This window comes from Methylobacterium sp. 1030 (assembly GCF_040544715.1).
Classification (GTDB): domain Bacteria; phylum Pseudomonadota; class Alphaproteobacteria; order Rhizobiales; family Beijerinckiaceae; genus Methylobacterium.
Genome location: NZ_JBEPKM010000013.1, coordinates 1 through 17,148 on the forward strand (window position 1 = coordinate 1; position 17,148 = coordinate 17,148).

Annotated in this window: 13 protein-coding genes and 1 pseudogene; 3 read left to right on the forward strand and 11 right to left on the reverse strand. The window is 73.4% G+C overall.

Annotated elements, in window-relative coordinates; all coding sequences use genetic code 11:
* Positions 1-201: 201 nt before the first annotated feature.
* From ABIC30_RS19325 to metG, 3 genes are read right to left on the reverse strand one after another with little or no spacing between them, the layout of a single operon-like run.
* Positions 202-1,005, reverse strand: a complete 804-nt coding sequence (locus ABIC30_RS19325; RefSeq protein ID WP_354455941.1) for an MBL fold metallo-hydrolase — start codon at positions 1,003-1,005, stop codon at positions 202-204.
* Between the two features lie 22 nt (positions 1,006-1,027).
* Positions 1,028-1,828, reverse strand: a complete 801-nt coding sequence (locus ABIC30_RS19330) for a TatD family hydrolase (protein WP_091683122.1) — start codon at positions 1,826-1,828, stop codon at positions 1,028-1,030.
* 49 nt (positions 1,829-1,877) lie between these two features.
* Positions 1,878-3,455, reverse strand: coding sequence for a methionine--tRNA ligase (metG, locus tag ABIC30_RS19335; RefSeq protein ID WP_354455942.1), 1,578 nt, complete (start codon positions 3,453-3,455; stop codon positions 1,878-1,880).
* Between the two features lie 1,317 nt (positions 3,456-4,772).
* On the opposite strand from metG, the pseudogene ABIC30_RS31830 reads away from it, so the two are divergent.
* Positions 4,773-5,746 (forward strand): annotated as a pseudogene (locus ABIC30_RS31830) (helix-turn-helix domain-containing protein).
* A 107-nt stretch (positions 5,747-5,853) separates the two neighbouring features.
* Here the strand turns inward: ABIC30_RS31830 and ABIC30_RS19350 are convergent.
* The 8 genes from ABIC30_RS19350 to ABIC30_RS19385 all read right to left on the reverse strand — a co-directional run bounded on the left by ABIC30_RS19350 (position 5,854) and on the right by ABIC30_RS19385 (position 14,471).
* Complete coding sequence (locus ABIC30_RS19350; RefSeq protein ID WP_354455944.1) at positions 5,854-7,572, reverse strand: FAD-dependent monooxygenase; 1,719 nt, start codon at positions 7,570-7,572, stop codon at positions 5,854-5,856.
* On the reverse strand, positions 7,569-8,141 hold the full coding sequence (locus tag ABIC30_RS19355; protein ID WP_354455945.1) for a MarR family winged helix-turn-helix transcriptional regulator: 573 nt from the start codon (positions 8,139-8,141) through the stop codon (positions 7,569-7,571). Before ABIC30_RS19355 ends, ABIC30_RS19350 begins: the two co-directional genes overlap by 4 nt.
* 148 nt (positions 8,142-8,289) lie before the next feature.
* The gene (locus ABIC30_RS19360; RefSeq protein WP_020095556.1) at positions 8,290-9,342 is read right to left on the reverse strand and encodes a DNA polymerase III subunit delta'; all 1,053 of its coding nucleotides are present in this window, start codon (positions 9,340-9,342) and stop codon (positions 8,290-8,292) included.
* 166 nt (positions 9,343-9,508) lie between these two features.
* Positions 9,509-10,231, reverse strand: coding sequence for a dTMP kinase (tmk, locus tag ABIC30_RS19365; protein ID WP_085986749.1), 723 nt, complete (start codon positions 10,229-10,231; stop codon positions 9,509-9,511).
* Between the two features lie 10 nt (positions 10,232-10,241).
* On the reverse strand, positions 10,242-11,486 hold the full coding sequence (locus ABIC30_RS19370; protein WP_020095558.1) for a D-alanyl-D-alanine carboxypeptidase family protein: 1,245 nt from the start codon (positions 11,484-11,486) through the stop codon (positions 10,242-10,244).
* 195 nt (positions 11,487-11,681) lie between these two features.
* Positions 11,682-13,058: a septal ring lytic transglycosylase RlpA family protein gene (locus ABIC30_RS19375; protein ID WP_020095559.1), complete on the reverse strand. Its 1,377-nt coding sequence runs from the start codon at positions 13,056-13,058 to the stop codon at positions 11,682-11,684.
* Between the two features lie 458 nt (positions 13,059-13,516).
* A complete protein-coding gene (locus tag ABIC30_RS19380; RefSeq protein WP_020095560.1) occupies positions 13,517-13,840 on the reverse strand; it encodes a ribbon-helix-helix domain-containing protein in 324 nt (107 codons plus the stop codon).
* Positions 13,824-14,471, reverse strand: coding sequence for a division plane positioning ATPase MipZ (locus tag ABIC30_RS19385; protein WP_012318487.1), 648 nt, complete (start codon positions 14,469-14,471; stop codon positions 13,824-13,826). The genes ABIC30_RS19380 and ABIC30_RS19385 overlap by 17 nt, the downstream gene beginning before the upstream one ends.
* 372 nt (positions 14,472-14,843) lie before the next feature.
* On the opposite strand from ABIC30_RS19385, the gene ABIC30_RS19390 reads away from it, so the two are divergent.
* Positions 14,844-15,404 carry a PAS domain-containing protein gene (locus tag ABIC30_RS19390; protein WP_020095561.1) on the forward strand — a complete coding sequence of 187 codons (561 nt, stop codon included), beginning with the start codon at positions 14,844-14,846 and terminating at the stop codon, positions 15,402-15,404.
* A 94-nt stretch (positions 15,405-15,498) separates the two neighbouring features.
* Entirely contained in the window at positions 15,499-17,136 is a 1,638-nt protein-coding gene (locus tag ABIC30_RS19395) for an acyl-CoA synthetase (protein ID WP_056524616.1), read from the forward strand.
* The last annotated feature ends 12 nt before the right edge of the window (positions 17,137-17,148 follow it).

Consider the following 17,148-nt stretch of genomic DNA (forward strand, 5'->3'; position numbering starts at 1 on the left):
CCCGGCAATCCCGCCGGCCAGCCCGCCCGCTTGTCAGAAGATGGCTCAGCGCCCGGTCCACTTCCGCGGCCGGCGCCGATGAGCCGGGGTATAGATCCACGGTTCCCGGCCGTCAACAGGCTTGTTGGCCGGAAAGCCGATTTTCTTGGACTCCGCGGACGACAGCCGTGTGACGCCCGATTCGCGCTCCCGGTGGGCGCGTTAGGCCTCGAGGCTCAGGGTCATGCCGTCATAGGCGGGCACGATGCCCTCCGGCAGGCGCGCCGCGAGGGCGCCGTAGTCGAGATCCGTGTGCAGGTTGGTGAGGACCGCCCTGCGCGGGCGGACCGACTCGATCAGCGCGAGGGCGTCCGAGACCGAGAAGTGGGTCGGGTGCGGGGTGTCCCGCAGGGCGTCGATGATCAGCAGGTCGAGACCGCGGAGCCGGGCGAGGCTCGCCTCCGGGATCAGGCTGACGTCGGGCATGTAGGCGGCCGCGCCGAAGCGGAAGCCCAGGGCCGCCTCGTTGCCGTGCTCCACCGGGAGCGATTCCACGGTGATCGCGCCCCCCTCCCCCTCCAGGGTCAGGTCGCGGCCGGCGGCGAGGTCGCGCAGGTCGAGGATCGGCGGGTAGGCGCTCCCGGGGGGCGTCTCGAAGCAGTAGCCGAACCGGGCGGTGAGCAGCGACCGCGTCAGGGCGTCGGCGTAGACCGGGATGCGGGCCCGCATGGCGATCACCAGCGGGCGCAGGTCGTCGATCCCGTGGGTGTGGTCGGCGTGCGCGTGGGTGTAGAGCACCCCGTCGAGGCGCGTCACGCCGGCGTCGATGAGCTGCTCGCGCAGGTCCGGAGAGGTGTCGACCAGGAGCGTGGTCCGCCCCGCCCCCGACGCGCGCTCCACCAGGATCGAGCAGCGCCGCCGGCGGTTGCGCGGCTCCGCCGGGTCGCAGGCGCCCCAGCCGCTGCCGACCCGCGGCACCCCGCCGGACGAGCCGCAACCGAGGATGCGCAGGGTCAGGCTCGCCATCCGGATCTCCCGCTCCGACTCGTCACGCAGCGCCCGGGCGCGTTCCGGCGGCCTTGTCGAACAAGGTGAAGAAATTCGCCGTCGTGGTCCGGGCGAAGTCCTCGGCGGTCAGCCCCAGGGTCCCGGCCAGCGACCGGGCGGTGTCGGCCGTGTAGGCCGGCTCGTTGGTCCGTCCCCGGTGGGGCTCGGGGGCCAGGAACGGCGCGTCGGTCTCCACCAGGATCCGGTCGAGGGGCACGGCCCTGGCGATGTCGCGCAGGTCGTGCGAGCGCCGGAAGGTGACGATGCCCGAGAAGGACACGTACAGCCCGAGCTCCACCCCGGCCTCCGCCAGCCGCCGCCCCGACGAGAAGCAGTGCAGCACCGCCCGGAACGGCGCCCGGCCCATCTCGTCGGCGAGCACCCGCTCCATGTGGTCGTCGGCGTCCCGGGCGTGGATCACGAGCGGCAGGCCGGAGAGCCGGGCCGCCGCGATATGGGCGCGCAGCACCCGCTCCTGCACGGCCTCGGGGGCGGCGTCGGCGTAGTGGTAGTCGAGGCCCGCCTCGCCGATCCCGACGCAGCGCGGGCTGGCCTGGGCGAGGCCCGCGATCGTCTCGGCGGCGACGTCCGGCTCCTCGGCGGCCCCGTGGGGATGGGTGCCGACCGTGTGCCAGACCTCGGGATGAGCCTCGGCGATCGCCCGGTAGGTGTCGGCCTTGGCGACCCGGGTGGCGATCGTGAGCATGCCGGCGACGCCCGCGGCCTTGGCGCGGGCGATCACGCCCGGGAGGTCGGCGGCGAAGTCCGGGAAGTCGAGATGGCAGTGGCTGTCGATGAGCATCGGGTCTCGGGGCCGTCGGGCGGCAGGGTCCTTCAAGCGGCAGGGGCCTTCAAGCGGACGGAGTCTCGGGGCGCTCGAAGCGCGGGAAGATCGGCGCGGGGGCGGGGAGCGCCGTGCCGGGCACGAGCCGGCCCCCCGCCCCCACATCGGCGAGGCCGCGCCGGTCGGCCGGCACCGCCAGCAGGTCGAGGAGCTTGGCCGCCGCCCCCGGCACGAAGGGCTGGGTCAGGATGCCGAAGACGCGCAGGGATTCCAGCGTCGTGTAGAGCACCGCGTTCATCCGCGCCGGGTCGGACTTGCGGAGCTTCCACGGCTCCTGGGCGGCGAAGTAGCGGTTGGCCTCGGCCACCACGGCCCAGATCTCCGCCAGGACGGAGTGGAGCGCGAGCTCGCCCATGAGGGTCCGGGCCCGTGCCGGCAGGGCGTCGGCCAGGGCCAGCAGGGCCGTGTCGGCCGCGTCCAGGCTGCCCGGATCCGGCACCGCGCCGTCGCAGTTCTTGGCGACCATCGTGAGCGAGCGCTGGGCGAGGTTGCCGAGGTCGTTGGCGAGATCGGCGTTGATCCGGCCGATGATCGCCTCGTGGCTGTAGCTGCCGTCGCCGCCGAAGGGCACCTCGCGCAGCACGAAGTAGCGCACCGGGTCGACCCCGTAGGTGTCGGCGAGCTCGAACGGGTCGAGGACGTTGCCCAGCGACTTCGACATCTTCTCGCCCTTGGAGAGCAGGAAGCCGTGGCCGAAGACGCGCTTCGGGAGCGGCAGCCCGGCCGACATCAGGAAGGCCGGCCAGTAGACCGCGTGGAACCGGACGATGTCCTTGCCGATCACGTGCAGGTCCATCGGCCAGAATCTTTTTTGGGGGTTCTCCGCGTCGGGGAAGCCGGTGACGGTGAGATAGTTGGTGAGCGCGTCGACCCACACGTACATCACGTGGTTCGGATGCCCCGGCACCGGCACGCCCCAGTCGAAATTGGTGCGGCTGACCGAGAGGTCCTTGAGGCCGGAGCGCACGAAGCTCGCCACCTCGTTCCGGCGCGTGTCCGGCCCGATGAAGTCCGGCTGATCCGCGTAGAGTTCCAGCAGCCGGTCCTGGTAGGCGGACAGTCTGAAAAGAAAATTCTCCTCCTCCATCCACTCGACCGGCGTGTCGGTGGCGAGGCTGCGGCGGCTGCCATCCTCCAGGAGCCGGGTCTCGGACTCGTCGTAGTAGGCCTCGTCGCGGACCGAGTACCAGCCGGCATACTTGTCGAGGTAGATGTCGCCGTTGGCCTCCATCCGCCGCCAGATCTCCTGGGCGGCGGCGTAGTGGCCGGGCTCGGTGGTGCGGATGAAGCGGTCGTAGGCGCAGTCCATCCGGTCGGCCATGGCCTGGAACCGGGCGGCGGTGCCGTCGACGTAGGCGCGCGGGGTGGTGCCGGCCCGGGTCGCGGCCTGCTGGATCTTGAGCCCGTGCTCGTCGGTCCCGGTGGAGAACAGCACGTCGTAGCCGTCGAGCCGGTGGAAGCGCGCGATCGCGTCGGCGGCGATCACCTCGTAGGCGTGGCCGATATGGGGCGCGCCGTTGGGGTAGGAGATCGCGGTCGAGAGACCGAACGTCTTTCGGGGATTCGCCGGGGCGTTGGACGTCACGTCTGTGGTGTTCCGGATGAGCGCGGGAAGCTGCCCGCGTTGTCGCGCGGCCGGCGCCGGGACGCAACCGTCGCCGCCTGCGGGCGCGACGGCGATCCTCCGCGGCGGCCGGCACCGGACACGCGTGATCGTCCCCGCGCGCCGTCTGGCGCCGGGGGCATGGCCCGGGAGGCGAGCACGAGGGACGGGGGACGCCGCGGGAACCCAGGTGTCGGCCAAGTACGCGCGGGATCCGATCCCCGCGGCGCCCCGCGGCATCGGCCGGGCATGGTCCCCGGCCGGTGCCGTCTGTCTCGTCGCGGCGTCTCCGACGTCCCGGTCCTGCGACTCCCCGTGAGCGGTCTCGGTCGAGGTGCAGGCACGCCGTACTCGCACGCCGTGCCCGCGCCTCCGGAACCCGCATCGGCGCCGTGGCCTTCCAACCGTCCCCCGCCTCGTAGTGGGCGGGTCCGCAGGTCGCTCAGGGTCGGCCCAGAGGCGGGTCGGCGCGGGGGCATTTCCTCACCCCGCCGGGCACAGTGCCGCCCGGTCTCACGCCCGCGTCCGAGGCACGCCCCGCACCGGTCCGCCGCCCGGGGCGATGGCGGCTGAGAGCCACCGACGCGGGCGCCGCCCCGTCCCCGGACCCGCACGGTCAGCCACCGGGCGGGCCCCCGAAGGACGCCCCGGGATCGCTCCCAGGTCGCCGCGGACAGGTGCGGTCAGAAAGAACAAAATAGGAACATTGTCAAGGTAATTCGAGCCGCGCGCCGCTGTCGACGCGCACCTCTCCGTCATCGCGAGCGCAGCGAAGCGACCCAGGGCGGCTCACCATCGGCAAGGTCGCGCTGCTGGATTGCTTCGCTCCGCTCGCAAGGACGTCGGTGCCGAGAAACCATCGGCCGCGGGCACCGTCACGTGGGCCGAACCCTGCCGACGTTCCGTCGCGCTTCCGGGTCGGTGCATCACGCACGGCCGCCATCGACGTCACATCGGCCCGGAATGCCGAGCGCCAGCGGACGCAGATCCGTTCGCTAAGTTGTTCTCAGATCTTGAGAGACGCAGGATCGTGACATATGAGCGATTCGAATCGGTATTGCCGAATCTTTGCCGACGAAATCTCTATAGGTATCGGGCGGACGATCGATGAAGATTAGATATATTACTAATCATCGAGAAAATAAGTCAGTTATTGCTGAATTTGTCGATCGAATATGGAGGTAATGTGATCTATCCGTCGTCGATGATTTGTCTTCAGGTCACGTTCCGGGGCATCCGGCTCCGCGCAACGGACGGGCCCTCCGGAGGCCGCGCGCCAGCGCCTCTCCGAGCGGCCTGATGCGCCGGGTCTTCTCGACGGCCGGGACACATCCCCGGACGCGCTTCAAGCTCTGGCAGGAAGTCGTCGCCGAACGGATCGGGCCGATCGAGCAGCGGCGGCGCGCCGACAGGCCGTTCGCGGGCGAGATCGAGATCGGCGCCGTCGGCCCGCTGACCTTCAGCCGGATCACCCAGAGCGCCCTCACGACCACGATCACCGCCGATACGGTCCGGCGCCGGCCTGACGGGCTGATCCGCGTGAACTTCCGTCTCGCCGGCGCGTCCACCGTCCAGCAGCACGGCCGCGAGGCGGTGCAGGGGACGGGAGACCTCACCGTCATCGACCATCACCCGGGCGTGCTGGACGCGCGCACGGATGGCCAGACCCTGGTCATGGCCCTGCCGCGGGAGCGCCTCGAGGGCCTGCTCGGACCGGCCCGGCTGTTCGCGGCCCTGACGATGCCCGCCGGATCGGCCACGACCCGCCTGGTGACGACCTTCTTCGGGGATCTGCTCCGGGTGAACCGGCACCTCTCCCCCGAGGCGGCGGAGCGCATGGCGACCATCGGCGTGGATCTGATCGTGGCCGCGCTCCGGATCGGATGGCCCGGGAGGTGCCGCATTCCCTGCACGGCAGCGTCGTGGTCCAGCGCGCCAAGGCCCATGTCGAGGCGAATCTCGGCGACCAGACCCTCGATCCGCCCCGGCTCGCCGCCGCGATGGGCGTGTCCCTGCGCCGGCTCCAGGAGCTGTTCCACGAGCGCGGCCAGCACATCTCCGACTGGATCTGGGAGCGCCGCCTCGCGGCGGCGGCCAGGCGCCTCTCCGATCCGGTCAGCCTGCACCGCCCGATCGGCGTCGTGGCCTACGAGTGCGGCTTCGCGACCCAGGCCCATTTCGCCCGGCGCTTCAAGGACCGCCACGGCCTGTCGCCCCGCGCCTACAGGGAAGCCGCGATCTTGCGCCTGTCCGGCAGCCGGCCGGATCCGTGAGACGCCGCGACTCCGGTGCCGGTCGCGGGCGGCCGGGACGCGGCGCCGGGACGAGGGGCGGTGCCGTGCCCCGGGGCACGGCTCCGACGTCGCGGCCCCCGCCGCCCTCACCCGGCGCAAGCCGCCTCCGGCCGCACCGCTTCCCCGGCCGCGCGCCCCGCCGCGTCGAAGAGCGCGCGGCAATACGCGATCAGGCGGTCGGTCCGGTCCGCGCCGCTCCGGAAGGCGATGTGCCCGTCCGGGCGCACCAGCACGAGCGCCGGCTGGCCCTCCAGCCCGTAGGCGCCGTGTGCCCGGCCGTCCAGATCCGACAGGACGGGCACCTCCGCCGCCGCGATCAGGGGGCCGGCGAGGACGAGCCGCGGACGCAGCCAGGGCCAGGGCGCCACGGCCCGGACCGCCTCCAGAAGGGCGGGCGCCGCCTCCGGCGACCGTCCGTCGAAGCACAGGAGCGCCCAGCCCGTCGTCCATCCGTCCGGGTTGTAGAGGAACGGGAACAGGCGCGTGCGCACCCCGTCCCGCGTCACCGGCGCGTCCGGCGCGCGCTGGCCCGGCTTCGGCCCCGGCCGCAGCAGGTGCGTCAGGTTCGTGAGGCCCGACAGGTGATCCGCGTTCAGGAGGCTGCCGGGATAGGCGACGCCCATCTGCTGCATGTCGTCCGTCCCCTGCAGCAGGGAGCCCAGGTTCGGCAGCGCCTTCGCGGCCAGCCCCAGCACCGTGTCGGTGACGGGGCCGCGATAGACGGTCCACCGGAACCCGCGCACCTGCTGGGCGCTCAGCCGGGCGTGCTCGCCGCCGCGCTCGCCGTCGTAGGAGTCGAGGATGGCGGGCGCCGCCTCGCCCCGCAGGGTCATGGCCAGCCGCCACGCGATCTCGACCGCGTCGTGGAGGCCGGCATTCATTCCCTGGCCGCCGATCGGCAGGGACAGGTGCCCGGCATCGCCCGCCAGGAAGACGCGGCCCCGCGCGTAGCCGGGGGAGACCCCGTAGGCGAAGCGGCTGTGGGTGAGCCATTGCGGGTCGCTCAGGGTGAGGGTCTCGTCGCCGGTGACCTCCCGGGCGAGGGCCTGGATCTCCGCGAGCGTCGGGTCGCGGTCCGGCACGCCGGCGTCGTCGGCCAGGAAGAACAGCCGGTGGTAGCCGCCCCAGACCGGCATGATGCCGGCGAAGCCGCGCGGGTAGTAGAAGAACCAGAGCTGGTCCGGCTCGGACCCGCGGCGCCAGGACAGCCGGGCGTCGACCTGCCGGTTCATGCAGCCCGCGAGCCGCTCGGGCTCGAAATCCAGGCCGAGCCGGGCGCGGACCGTGCTCCGGGCCCCGTCGGCGGCCACGCAGTAGCGGGCGCGCAGCCGCGTCTCCGGCCCGTCCGCGCCCCGCCGGAGGGTCACGGTGACGCCCGCCGCGTCCTGGTCGATGCCGGTCACCGTGCAGCCCCGGTCCAGCCGGCCGCCGCGGGCCTCGAACGCGTCGATCAGGGTCCGCTCGATCACGTCCTGCCCGCTGTACAGGACGTCGGGATAGGGGCTGGCGACGTCGGCGATGGGGATCGGCGCCGTCGGCGCGCCGTCGACGAAGAAGTTGATGGTGCGGACCGCGTAGGCGTTCTCCGCCAGGGCGTCGCGCAGGCCGATGCCGGCGAGCAGCTCCTGCGGGCGGGCCCAGAGATTGTTGGCCCGCGAGTACGCCCTGACCTCCGCGCGCTGCTCCAGGACCAGGCACGACACGCCGTGATGGCGCAGGGCGCAGCCCGCGGTCAGGCCGACGGGGCCCGCGCCGACGACGATCACGTCGGCGTCGTAGCCCGGGGCGGCGTGGGCGTCGGTCATCGGTCGGTCTCCTGTCGGCTTTCCTGTCGGGTCTCGTGCGGGGTCTCGTGCGGGGTCTCCTGCCGGGCCTCCGCGGCGATGGACGCGATGGCGGCGTGGGAGGCGCCGATCCGCCGCTGCAGGCCCTGCAGCAGCGCGGCGGCGGCCTCGACGCCCTCGGGCGCGAGGCCCTCGGTGAGCCCGTCCGACCAGAGGGCGTTGCGCGCCATCGCCTGCCGATAGGCCTCCGCGCCCCGCGGGGTCATGGCGACGAGGGGCGCGCGGCGGTGGTGGGGGTTGGGCGCGAGCCGGATCAGCCCGTCGGCCCGCATCTCGCCGACGAGGCGCTGCACCGACTGGCGGGCGAGGCCCATGTTGCGGGCGATGTGGGCGACGGGCAGCGGCGCCGGCGCGAGGGCGATGGCCCCCAGCACCTGCCAGCGGGCGCTGGTGAGCCCGAGATCCTGCACCAGCGTGTCGCCGGCCGCGAGCAGGTCGCCGTTGAGGCGGAACACCGCGACCACGAGGTCCGACAGGGCGTGCCGGGTCCGGTCGCGGTCGCGGGCTGTCCGAGGCGGGTCGGGCTCCATGGGGCACGTCCTGGCGGCAGGATATTGTCAGAATGACAGTATGCTGTCATCGCGCGGACAACGGCGCCGGCGCCGGACGGTTCCACGCCGGCGGCGGGCCGGATCCGGATGTCGGATACGGGCGACGGGGACGGGTGCCCGCCGGGCCCTAAGCCACCGCCGCGAGATCCCCGAACAGCGACAGCACGACCGGGCGCCGGTCGAGGTTGTAGATCGCCGCCTCCCGGGCGGCGCGGCCGAACCGGTCGGCGACCTCCACCAGGGCCGCGAGGCGGGCGGGGGGCTCGTCCCGGCGCCGGTCGATCTCGGCCGAGACGAAGCGCAGCACCGCGTCCTGGGCGGCCTCGAACCGCGCCTCGGCGTCGCGGCCCGCCAGGGTCTCGGCGAGCTTGAGCACCCGGCCCCAGTCGGGCGTGCGCGCCCGCGCCAGCAGGGTCTCGATCTCGGCTACGAGGCCGGCGGTGACCGGATCGAGCATCGCGAGCGCGCGGGCGACCGAGCCCTCGCACTGGGCCAGCGCCCGGGCCAGGGCGGTCTCGTCGGGCTGCGCGAAGGGCTCGGGCAGGCCGCGCACCACCCGGGCGACGTCCTCGGCCGGGAGGGGGCGCAGCATCAGCGCCCGGCAGCGGGAGCGGATGGTCGGCAGCAGCCGGCCGGGCTGGTGGGATAGGATCAGGAACAGCGCGCGGGGCGGCGGCTCCTCCAGCACCTTCAGCAGCGCGTTGGCGGCGTTGGCGTTCAGGTCCTCGGCGCTGTCGAGGATGCAGACGCGCCAGCCCGAATCCGCGGCCGTCGAGGCGAACAGGTCGAGGGCGCGGCGCACGGCGTCGACCGAGATCTTGGTCGGCAGCGTCTTGGCGCCGGCGCTCCGGTGGCGGCGCAGGACCACGAGGTTCGGGTGCGACAGGCCCGCCACCTTGCCGAGGACGGCGTCGCCCGCCGGCACGGCGAGGCCCGCCGGGCCCCCGCCCCCCGGGTAGGCGAGCAGGCGCCGGGCGACCCGGTAGGCCAGGGTCGCCTTGCCGATGCCGGGGGCGCCGCCGATCAGCCACGCGTGGTGCAGGCGCCCCGCCGCGATGGCGGCCGCGAAGGCGTCGGCCGCGGCCGCGTGGCCGACGAGCCCGAGGGTCTCGCGCGGGCGCGGGATCCCGGCGAGGTCCCCGGGCTCGACGTCGTCGGCGGCGCGGTCGGTGGGCTTCACGGGGCGGGTCTCACGGGGCGGGCTTCACGGGCGGGCTTCATGGAGTGGGTCTCACGGCGCGGGCCGGCGGCCTCCGATCTGGGCGGCGCGCCCGCGCGACTGCTTACACGGCCGCCGGCCAGGATGGGACCGGTCGGGCCGGGACCGGCCCCGCCCGTACGGCCGCTCACGCGGCGTCGCCGCTCCGGCCCGCCCCCGCCGGCCGGTCGGGCAGGAGCGCCGGCAGCCGGGACGCGACGGCGGCGCGGATCGCCGCCTCGACCGCGTCGGGATCGCGGGACGCGTCGATCACCGCGCAGCGCCCCGGTTCCGCCCGGGCGATCGCCAGGAAGGCCTCCCGCAGCCGGACGTGGAAGTCGAGGGCCTCGGCCTCGAACCGGTCGGCCCCCTGCCCCGTCCGGGCGCCGCGCCCGGCCGCGCGGGCGAGGCCGGACTCGGGGGCGAGGTCGAGGATCAGGGTGAGATCGGGCCGGGTCGGGCCGACGACGACCCGCTCCAGGGCGTCCACGAGCCCGGGATCGAGGCCCCCGGCGGCGCCCTGGTAGGCCCGGGTCGAGTCGATGAACCGGTCGCACAGCACGGTCTCGCCCCGGCGGAGCGCCGGGCGGATCAGCCGGTCGAGATGGTCGATCCGGGCGGCGCTGAACAGCAGGGCCTCCGCGAAGGGGCCGTAGGGCTTGGCGACGCCGTCGAGCAGCGCCGTGCGGATCTCCTCCGCCCGCGGCGAGCCGCCGGGCTCGCGCGTCACGCAGACGGGCCGCCCCGAGCGCGCGCGCAGGGTCGCGGCGAGGCGGGCGATCTGGGTCGACTTGCCGGCCCCCTCCCCGCCCTCGACGGTGATGAAGGTGCCGCCCGCCCCGGCGGGATCCCCGGACAGCGGCCCGGTCACGCGCGCGCCGTCACGACGGGTTGGCCGCCCCGGCAGCACCCTTGTCCCCGCCCTTGTCGGTTCCCTTGTCGGTTCCCTTGCCGGCCCGGTCGAAGGCCTTGCGGACGAGGCCGGTGCCGAATTCCAGCGCCGCGTCCATCGCCCGCTGCGACAGGGTGCCGGGCTCCACCGCGGCGCCGGCGAAGAGCGGCTGGTCGAGGGCGACGGTGTCGCCGCGCTGGACGCGCAGGATCCCGACCCGCTGGCCCTCCTCCACCGGGGCGATGAGCGGCCCGGTATAGATCGCCCTGGCGCTGACCCGGTCGCTGGAGCCCCGCGGCAGCAGCACCCGCACGGGCTTCTTCGCCACCAGCGGCACCGAGCCCGACTGGCCGCCGAACACCGAGGCCTCGGCCACGGTCTCGCCCGGCGCGAAGACCTGCCGGGGCTCGAAGGCGCGGAAGCCCCACTCCATCAGCTTGCGCGACTCGGAGGCGCGGTCCCGGGCGGTCTTGAGCCCCGAGACCACCAGCACGAGCCGCTGGCCGTTCTGCACCGCCGAGCCGGTGAGCGCGTAGCCGGATTCCTCCAGGTAGCCGGTCTTGAGCCCGTCCGCGCCGATGTCGAGGGCGAGCAGCGGGTTGCGGTTCTGCTGGCGGATCTTGTTCCAGGTGAACTCCTTCTCGGCGAAGATCTTGTAGTAGTCCGGGTAGGTGTCGATGATGTGCAGCGCGAGCTTCGCCATGTCCCGGGCCGTGACCTTCTGGTCGGGCGCCGAGTAGCCGGTGGCGTTGCGGAAGGTCGAGTTCGTCAGCCCGATCTCCTTGGCGCGCTGGTTCATCAGCCCGGCGAAGGCCTCCTCGGAGCCGGCCATGTTCTCCGCGATGGTGATGGCCGCGTCGTTGCCCGACTGCACGATCAGGCCGCGCAGCAGGTCCGCCATCTTGATGCGGCTGTTCACCTGCGCGAACATCGACGAGCCGCCGCCCCCGGCCCCGCCGCGCTTCCACGCGTCCTCGGTGACGGTGAACTCCGTGTCCATCGACAGGCGGCCGGATTTCAGCGCCTCGAACACGATGTCGGTGGTCATGAGCTTGGCCATGCTGGCCGGCGAGAACCGCTCGTCGGCGGCCTTCTCGAACAGGACCGAGCCGGAATCGGCGTCGATCAGGATCGCGTGCGGGGCCGCGGTCTGGAAAGTCTGCGCGGCGGCGGCGGCGAGGCCGGCGCCCAGCGCGCAGGCGGCCGCGAGAAGGGTGAGAAGGGGTCTGCGCATCACCGTTCCGTCCCGCGCCTGCCGTCGGGCCGGAAGCGTCCCGCCCGTATCCCAATAACAAGCGTGACCATATTACGGTTTCGGCGCCGGATCGAATGCGAAATGCCGCATCGGCCGCCACATCGGCCGCCACATCGACCGCCACATGGGCCGCCGGACCCGTCGGGCGGCCGCGGGTCGGCCCGGGCGCCGCCGTCAGTAGATCCCGGCGAGGCGGGCGTGTCCCGCCTTGCCGGCGGTCTTGGTGGCCGGCCCCTTGGCGGCGGGGGCCTTGGGGGCGGTCTTGGCAGAGGTGGTCGCGGAGCCGTTCGCGGCCGGCGCACCGGCCTTCGTGGCCGACGCCCTGGCCGGCACCGCGGCGAGGCGCGCCATGGCGAGCTTGGCCGAGGCCGGCATCGCGGCGGGCATCGCGGCCGGGGACGCGCCGTGCGGCGCGGAGGACGGGCCCGACGACGCCTTGGCGAGCTTCACGGTCCCGGGCGCCGGGACCGCCCGGCGATGGACCTCGGCGAGGGCCGGGCCGGCCTTCGGGCCGGCCTTCCCGGCGGCATGACCGTGCGCCGGCGGCGCGGCCGGGGCGAGGCCAGGGGTGTGGGCCGGGTTGAGACCCGCGACCTTCAGGGTCCCGGCCCCGAGGCCGCCCCTGGCGGCGACGGCCGGCACGGGGGCGGGCCGGAACTCGCGCACCCGCGGGGCGGTGGGCTGCACGGCCGCCGGGACCGTCACGGCGGCCGAGGCCAGCACGATCGGCGCGCGCACCGGCGCCGTCCGCTCGGGCCGGGCGGCCGGGGCCTCGGCGGGCGCCTTCCCGGCCGCCGTCCCGGCCTCCGTCCCGCTCTCCTCCGCCTCCTGGGCGGGCCTGAAGGCCAGAGCCGGGGCTGAGCGCGTGTAGCGCTCGGTGTCCTCCGTCGGGCCGAGATCGGCCATCATCACGGTCGAGCGGCCGGCCGGCCGCCCGTCGGTGCGCAGGCTCGCGAGGAGCTTGCGGTCGTCGCTGCCGGCCACCGAGGCCTTGCCGACATACTCGACGCGCACCCGCGCGGTGCCCCTCCGGTGGAAGCCCAGCGCTTCGGCCGCATCCTCCGACACGTCCATGACCCGGCCGGCATGGTAGGGGCCGCGGTCGTTGACGCGCACCAGCATCGAGTAGCCGTTCTCGAGGTTCGTCACCCGGGCGTAGCTCGGCAGCGGCAGGGTCGGGTGGGCGGCGGCGATCGAGTGGCGGTCGAAGACCTCGCCGTTGGCGGTCATGCGGCCGTGGAAGGCCGAGCCGTACCAGGAGGCGAGCCCCTCGCGGACGTAGCCGCTCGGATTCTCCTTCGGCACGTAGGTCTGCCCGGCCACCACGTAGGGCTTGCCGGTGTAGCGGCGCCCGCCGCCCTTCGGGATCACGTCGCCCTCGTTGTAGAGGCGCGGGCTCGCCTTCACCCCGTATTTCGGGTCGATCCCGTTCCCGGCGGCGAGCTTCTGCTGGGGCGAGGTCGCGCAGTTGGCCGTGGCCAGGGCCACGCCCGAGACGGCGATGAGCCGCAGGGCGAGGCGCGCCGGCCGGGGAAGCGTCGTGCGCACCATCGTGGGGTTCACCAAACTCTACGCGTGAGCGGGGCCCGACCGGACCGGAGCCGGCCGCGTGCACGGGGCCGCGATCGGTCCACCCAGATTTGTAGCGGTCGCGTAAAGGAAGCCTGAACGATGGGCTGCGGCCGGGTTCAGGAAGCGGGCCGCGCGGCCGGTCGGTTCTCGAGCATTGCGCGCGGATCGACGGGCAACATCTTGTTCGGGAACGGATTTTTCAAATTCTTACTGGCGCGCCCGTCCGACCGCCCCCGGGCGCGGCGCTCCACTTTTCCGTGTGGGAGCGGGGCCAGGATCGCGATGGCTCGGGACCGAGTCGGTGCGGAGGCCGCGGGCCGCTTGATCCGCGCCGGCCCTCCGCGGCGCCGCGGTCCCGGAGGGCCGGAAGGCGCCGCGCGCAGCAGCGGCACGCTCCGGAGCGGCCGCGCCGCCCCGGGTTCGAGCCCGGTCCGGCCTCAGCGGGACTGCGTGTCGGTGAGCTGCCCGATCGACTGGGCGCCGCGCTGCTTGAACAGCAGGTCGAGGCCTTCCAGCATCAGCGCGTGCATCTTGGTCCGCTCGGCGTAGGCGAGGTCGCGCAGCTGGTCGTAGACCGGCGGCTCCAGATAGACCGACATCTGGCGGGCGCGCTGCTTGAGCGTGGCCGCCTGCTTCGGCGCCGGGGGCGCGAGGGTGAGCGACACGATCTCGGCGCCCTGCGGCCGGGCCGCCTGGGGCCGGGCCGGCGGGCTCGCCGAGGCCACGATCGCCGCGAGGCTGAGCTTAGGCGGCTTGGACATGCTGGCCCGTCCTCAGGGACTGCGTGCGGCGCTCGATCCACGACCAGAGGCGGCGGACCTCGCCGGCGGCCTGGCCCTTGGGGTTGAACTCGGTGACGCCCTGGCCGAGGCCGATCGCGTCCTGGTGGTCGGTGCGGGCGACGATGTTCACGTCGGGCAGGATGCCGAGCACCGCGAGCCCGTCCGCGGCGTCGCGGACCCGGTAGGAGCGCGGCGGGGTCTGGTTCAGCACGAAGGCGAACTTCTTCTCCAGCCGGTAGACGGCGGCCAGGGTCGGCTTGAACGCCCGCAGGTCCGCGGGGGTCGGCCGGCACGGGATGATGCACAGATCCGCGGCGCGGATCGCCGAGAGGGTGCCGGTGGAATCGACGCCGGGCGTGTCGATGAACACGTAGTCGTAGGCGGAGTCGCGCAGGCGCTCCATCACGGCGTCGATCTGGGTGGCGTCGATCTGCGCCACCTCGGGACCGTCGGCCGTGCGGTGGTCCAGCCAGTCGGAGATCGTGGCCTGCCGGTCCATCTCCAGGATGCAGACCGTGTGGCCCGCCTCCCGGGCGGCCACCGCCAGGGAGATGCACAGCGTGCTCTTGCCGCTGCCGCCCTTCTGCGTGACGAAGGTGATCGCTTTCATCCCGGGCGTCCTCCAGAAGGCCCCATGCATCCGTCCGGGCGCCCGCAACTGCCGGTCGCCGCGCCGTCTGTGCCAACCTCAGGTATGGGATTCGCGGCGTGCCGCGATCCTGTGACCCAAGGATGTCGGGGCATAGGTTGGGGTCGACATGGTTAACGAGCCGTTAAGACAACGGTCCCTCGCGGATATCCCCGCCCAGTGCGGCAGCAGGACAGCAGTCTAAACTTCAAGTTAAGATTCTTGGCATATAGAGGGTTAACAGCCTTTCCAGCGACGCCCGGATACCGTAGCGTGAGCGCGGGTGAGACGAGGAGCTTGGTGGGGGTGAAAACCTCAAGTTTAAAGACAAGGATCGCCCCATCGAGGAATGGCATGTCCGAAGCCCCGATCCCGCAATCCATTCTGGAGGCCTCCGGCGTCGTGGGCACCTGGGCCCACGATTACTGGGCGGGGCAGCTGGCGCTCTCGGCCCCGCTCGCGGATCTGCTCGGCCTGGACCCCGAGGCGGCCGCCGCCGGCGTGTCCCTGGAGGCCTTCCTCGACCGCACCCATCCCGAGGACCGCGTCCGGATCGAGAGCTATCTCCACGCGGTGGCCGAGACCGGCGGTCCCGTCGAGGCGGAGTTCCGCACGAAGGACACCCGCACCGGGATCCGCACGCTGCTGATGCGCGGCCGGATCGAGCGCGACCCCGCCGGCGGGGCGACCCGCGGGCGCGGCATCGCCATCGACCGCACCGAGGAGCAGGCCGCGAACCTCGTGCAGAGCGAGCGGGTGGTGAACCGGATGGCCGAGCACGTCATCGCCCTGCGCGACCTCGCCCGCGCCCTGCACCGGCCGTCGCTGACCGACCGGATCGAGCACCTGATGATCGAGATCGGCTTCGAGCTCGCCCGCTTCCTGCCCGAACCCGAGGACGAGCCGCGCCATTGAGCGCGCGACGGGGCGCGGAAGCCCCGCCGGACCGATTGATCGCGCCCGTTCCGGCAAGCTACTGTCCCGGCAACACTTTGCCGGGAGGACGGGGATGGCCCGCGACACGATCTACGACCGCGACCTCGACCGCGTCCCGGCCAACCACCAGCCGCTGACGCCCCTGCTCTACCTGGACCGGGCCGCGCGGGTGTTTCCCGACCACGTCGCGGTGGTCCACGGCCCCCTGCGGCGGCCCTACCGGGAGGTCTACGCCCGGGCCCGCCGCCTCGCCTCGGCGCTGGCGGCGCGCGGGATCGGCCGCGGCGACACCGTGGCGGCGCTGCTCGCCAACACCCCCGAGATGATCGAGTGCCACTATGGCGTGCCGATGACCGGGGCGGTGCTCAACACCCTCAACACCCGCCTCGACGCCGACGCGATCCGCTTCTGCCTGCAGCACGGCGAGGCCAAGGTGCTGATCACCGACCGCGAGTTCTCCCGGACGGCCGCCGGGGCCCTGGAGGGGCTGGAGCCCAAGCCCTTCGTGATCGACGTCGACGATCCCGAGTACGACGGCCCGGGCGCCCGCCTGGGCGCGACCGACTACGAGGCCTTCCTGGCCGGCGGCGACCCGGAGCACGACTGGCGGCTGCCGGACGACGAGTGGGACGCGATCACCCTGAACTACACGTCGGGCACCACCGGCGACCCGAAGGGCGTGGTCTACCACCATCGCGGGGCGGCGCTGCTGGCCCTCGGCAACGTCATCACGGGCGGCCTCGGCCAGCACCCGGTCTATCTCTGGACCCTGCCGATGTTCCACTGCAACGGCTGGTGCTTCCCCTGGACCCTGTCGATCGTGGCCGGGACCCATGTCTGCCTGCGGCAGGTGCGGGCCGAGACGATGTACCGGCTGATGGCCGAGCACGGGGTCACGCATCTCTGCGGCGCGCCGATCGTCATGCAGATGCTGATCAACGCCCCCGATGCCGAGCGCCGCGACCTGCCCCGGCGCGTCGCCTTCTTCACCGCCGCGGCCCCGCCGCCGGAGGCGGTGCTGGCCGGCATGTCGGAGGCCGGGTTCGACGTGACCCACCTGTACGGCCTGACCGAGAGCTACGGCCCGGCGGTGGTCAACGCCTGGCACGCCGACTGGGACGCGCTGGCGGCCGACCAGCGGGCAGCCCGGAAGGCCCGCCAGGGCGTGCGCTACCCGGTGCTCGAGGCCCTCGACGTGCGCGACCCGGAGACGCTGGAGCCGGTGCCCGCCGACGGGGCGACGATCGGCGAGGTGATGATGCGCGGCAACGTGGTGATGCGCGGCTACCTCAAGAACCCGGCGGCCACGCAGGCCGCCTTCAAGGGCGGCTGGTTCCGCACCGGCGACCTCGGGGTGAAGCACCCGGACGGCTACGTGCAGCTCAAGGACCGCTCGAAGGACATCATCATCTCGGGCGGCGAGAACATCTCGTCGATCGAGGTCGAGGACGCCCTGTTCAAGCACCCGGCGGTCGCCGCGGCCGCGGTGGTGGCCAAGCCCGACGCGAAGTGGGGCGAGACGCCCTGCGCCTTCGTCGAGCTCAAAGCCGGCGCGACCCCCACGGCCGACGAGCTGATCCAGTGGTGCCGGGGGCGGCTGGCCTCCTACAAGCTCCCCCGCCACGTGGTCTTCGGCGAGCTGCCGAAGACCTCCACCGGCAAGGTGCAGAAGTTCATCCTGCGCGAGCGGGCCCGGCAGGACGGGGCCTGATCCGCGCCCGGC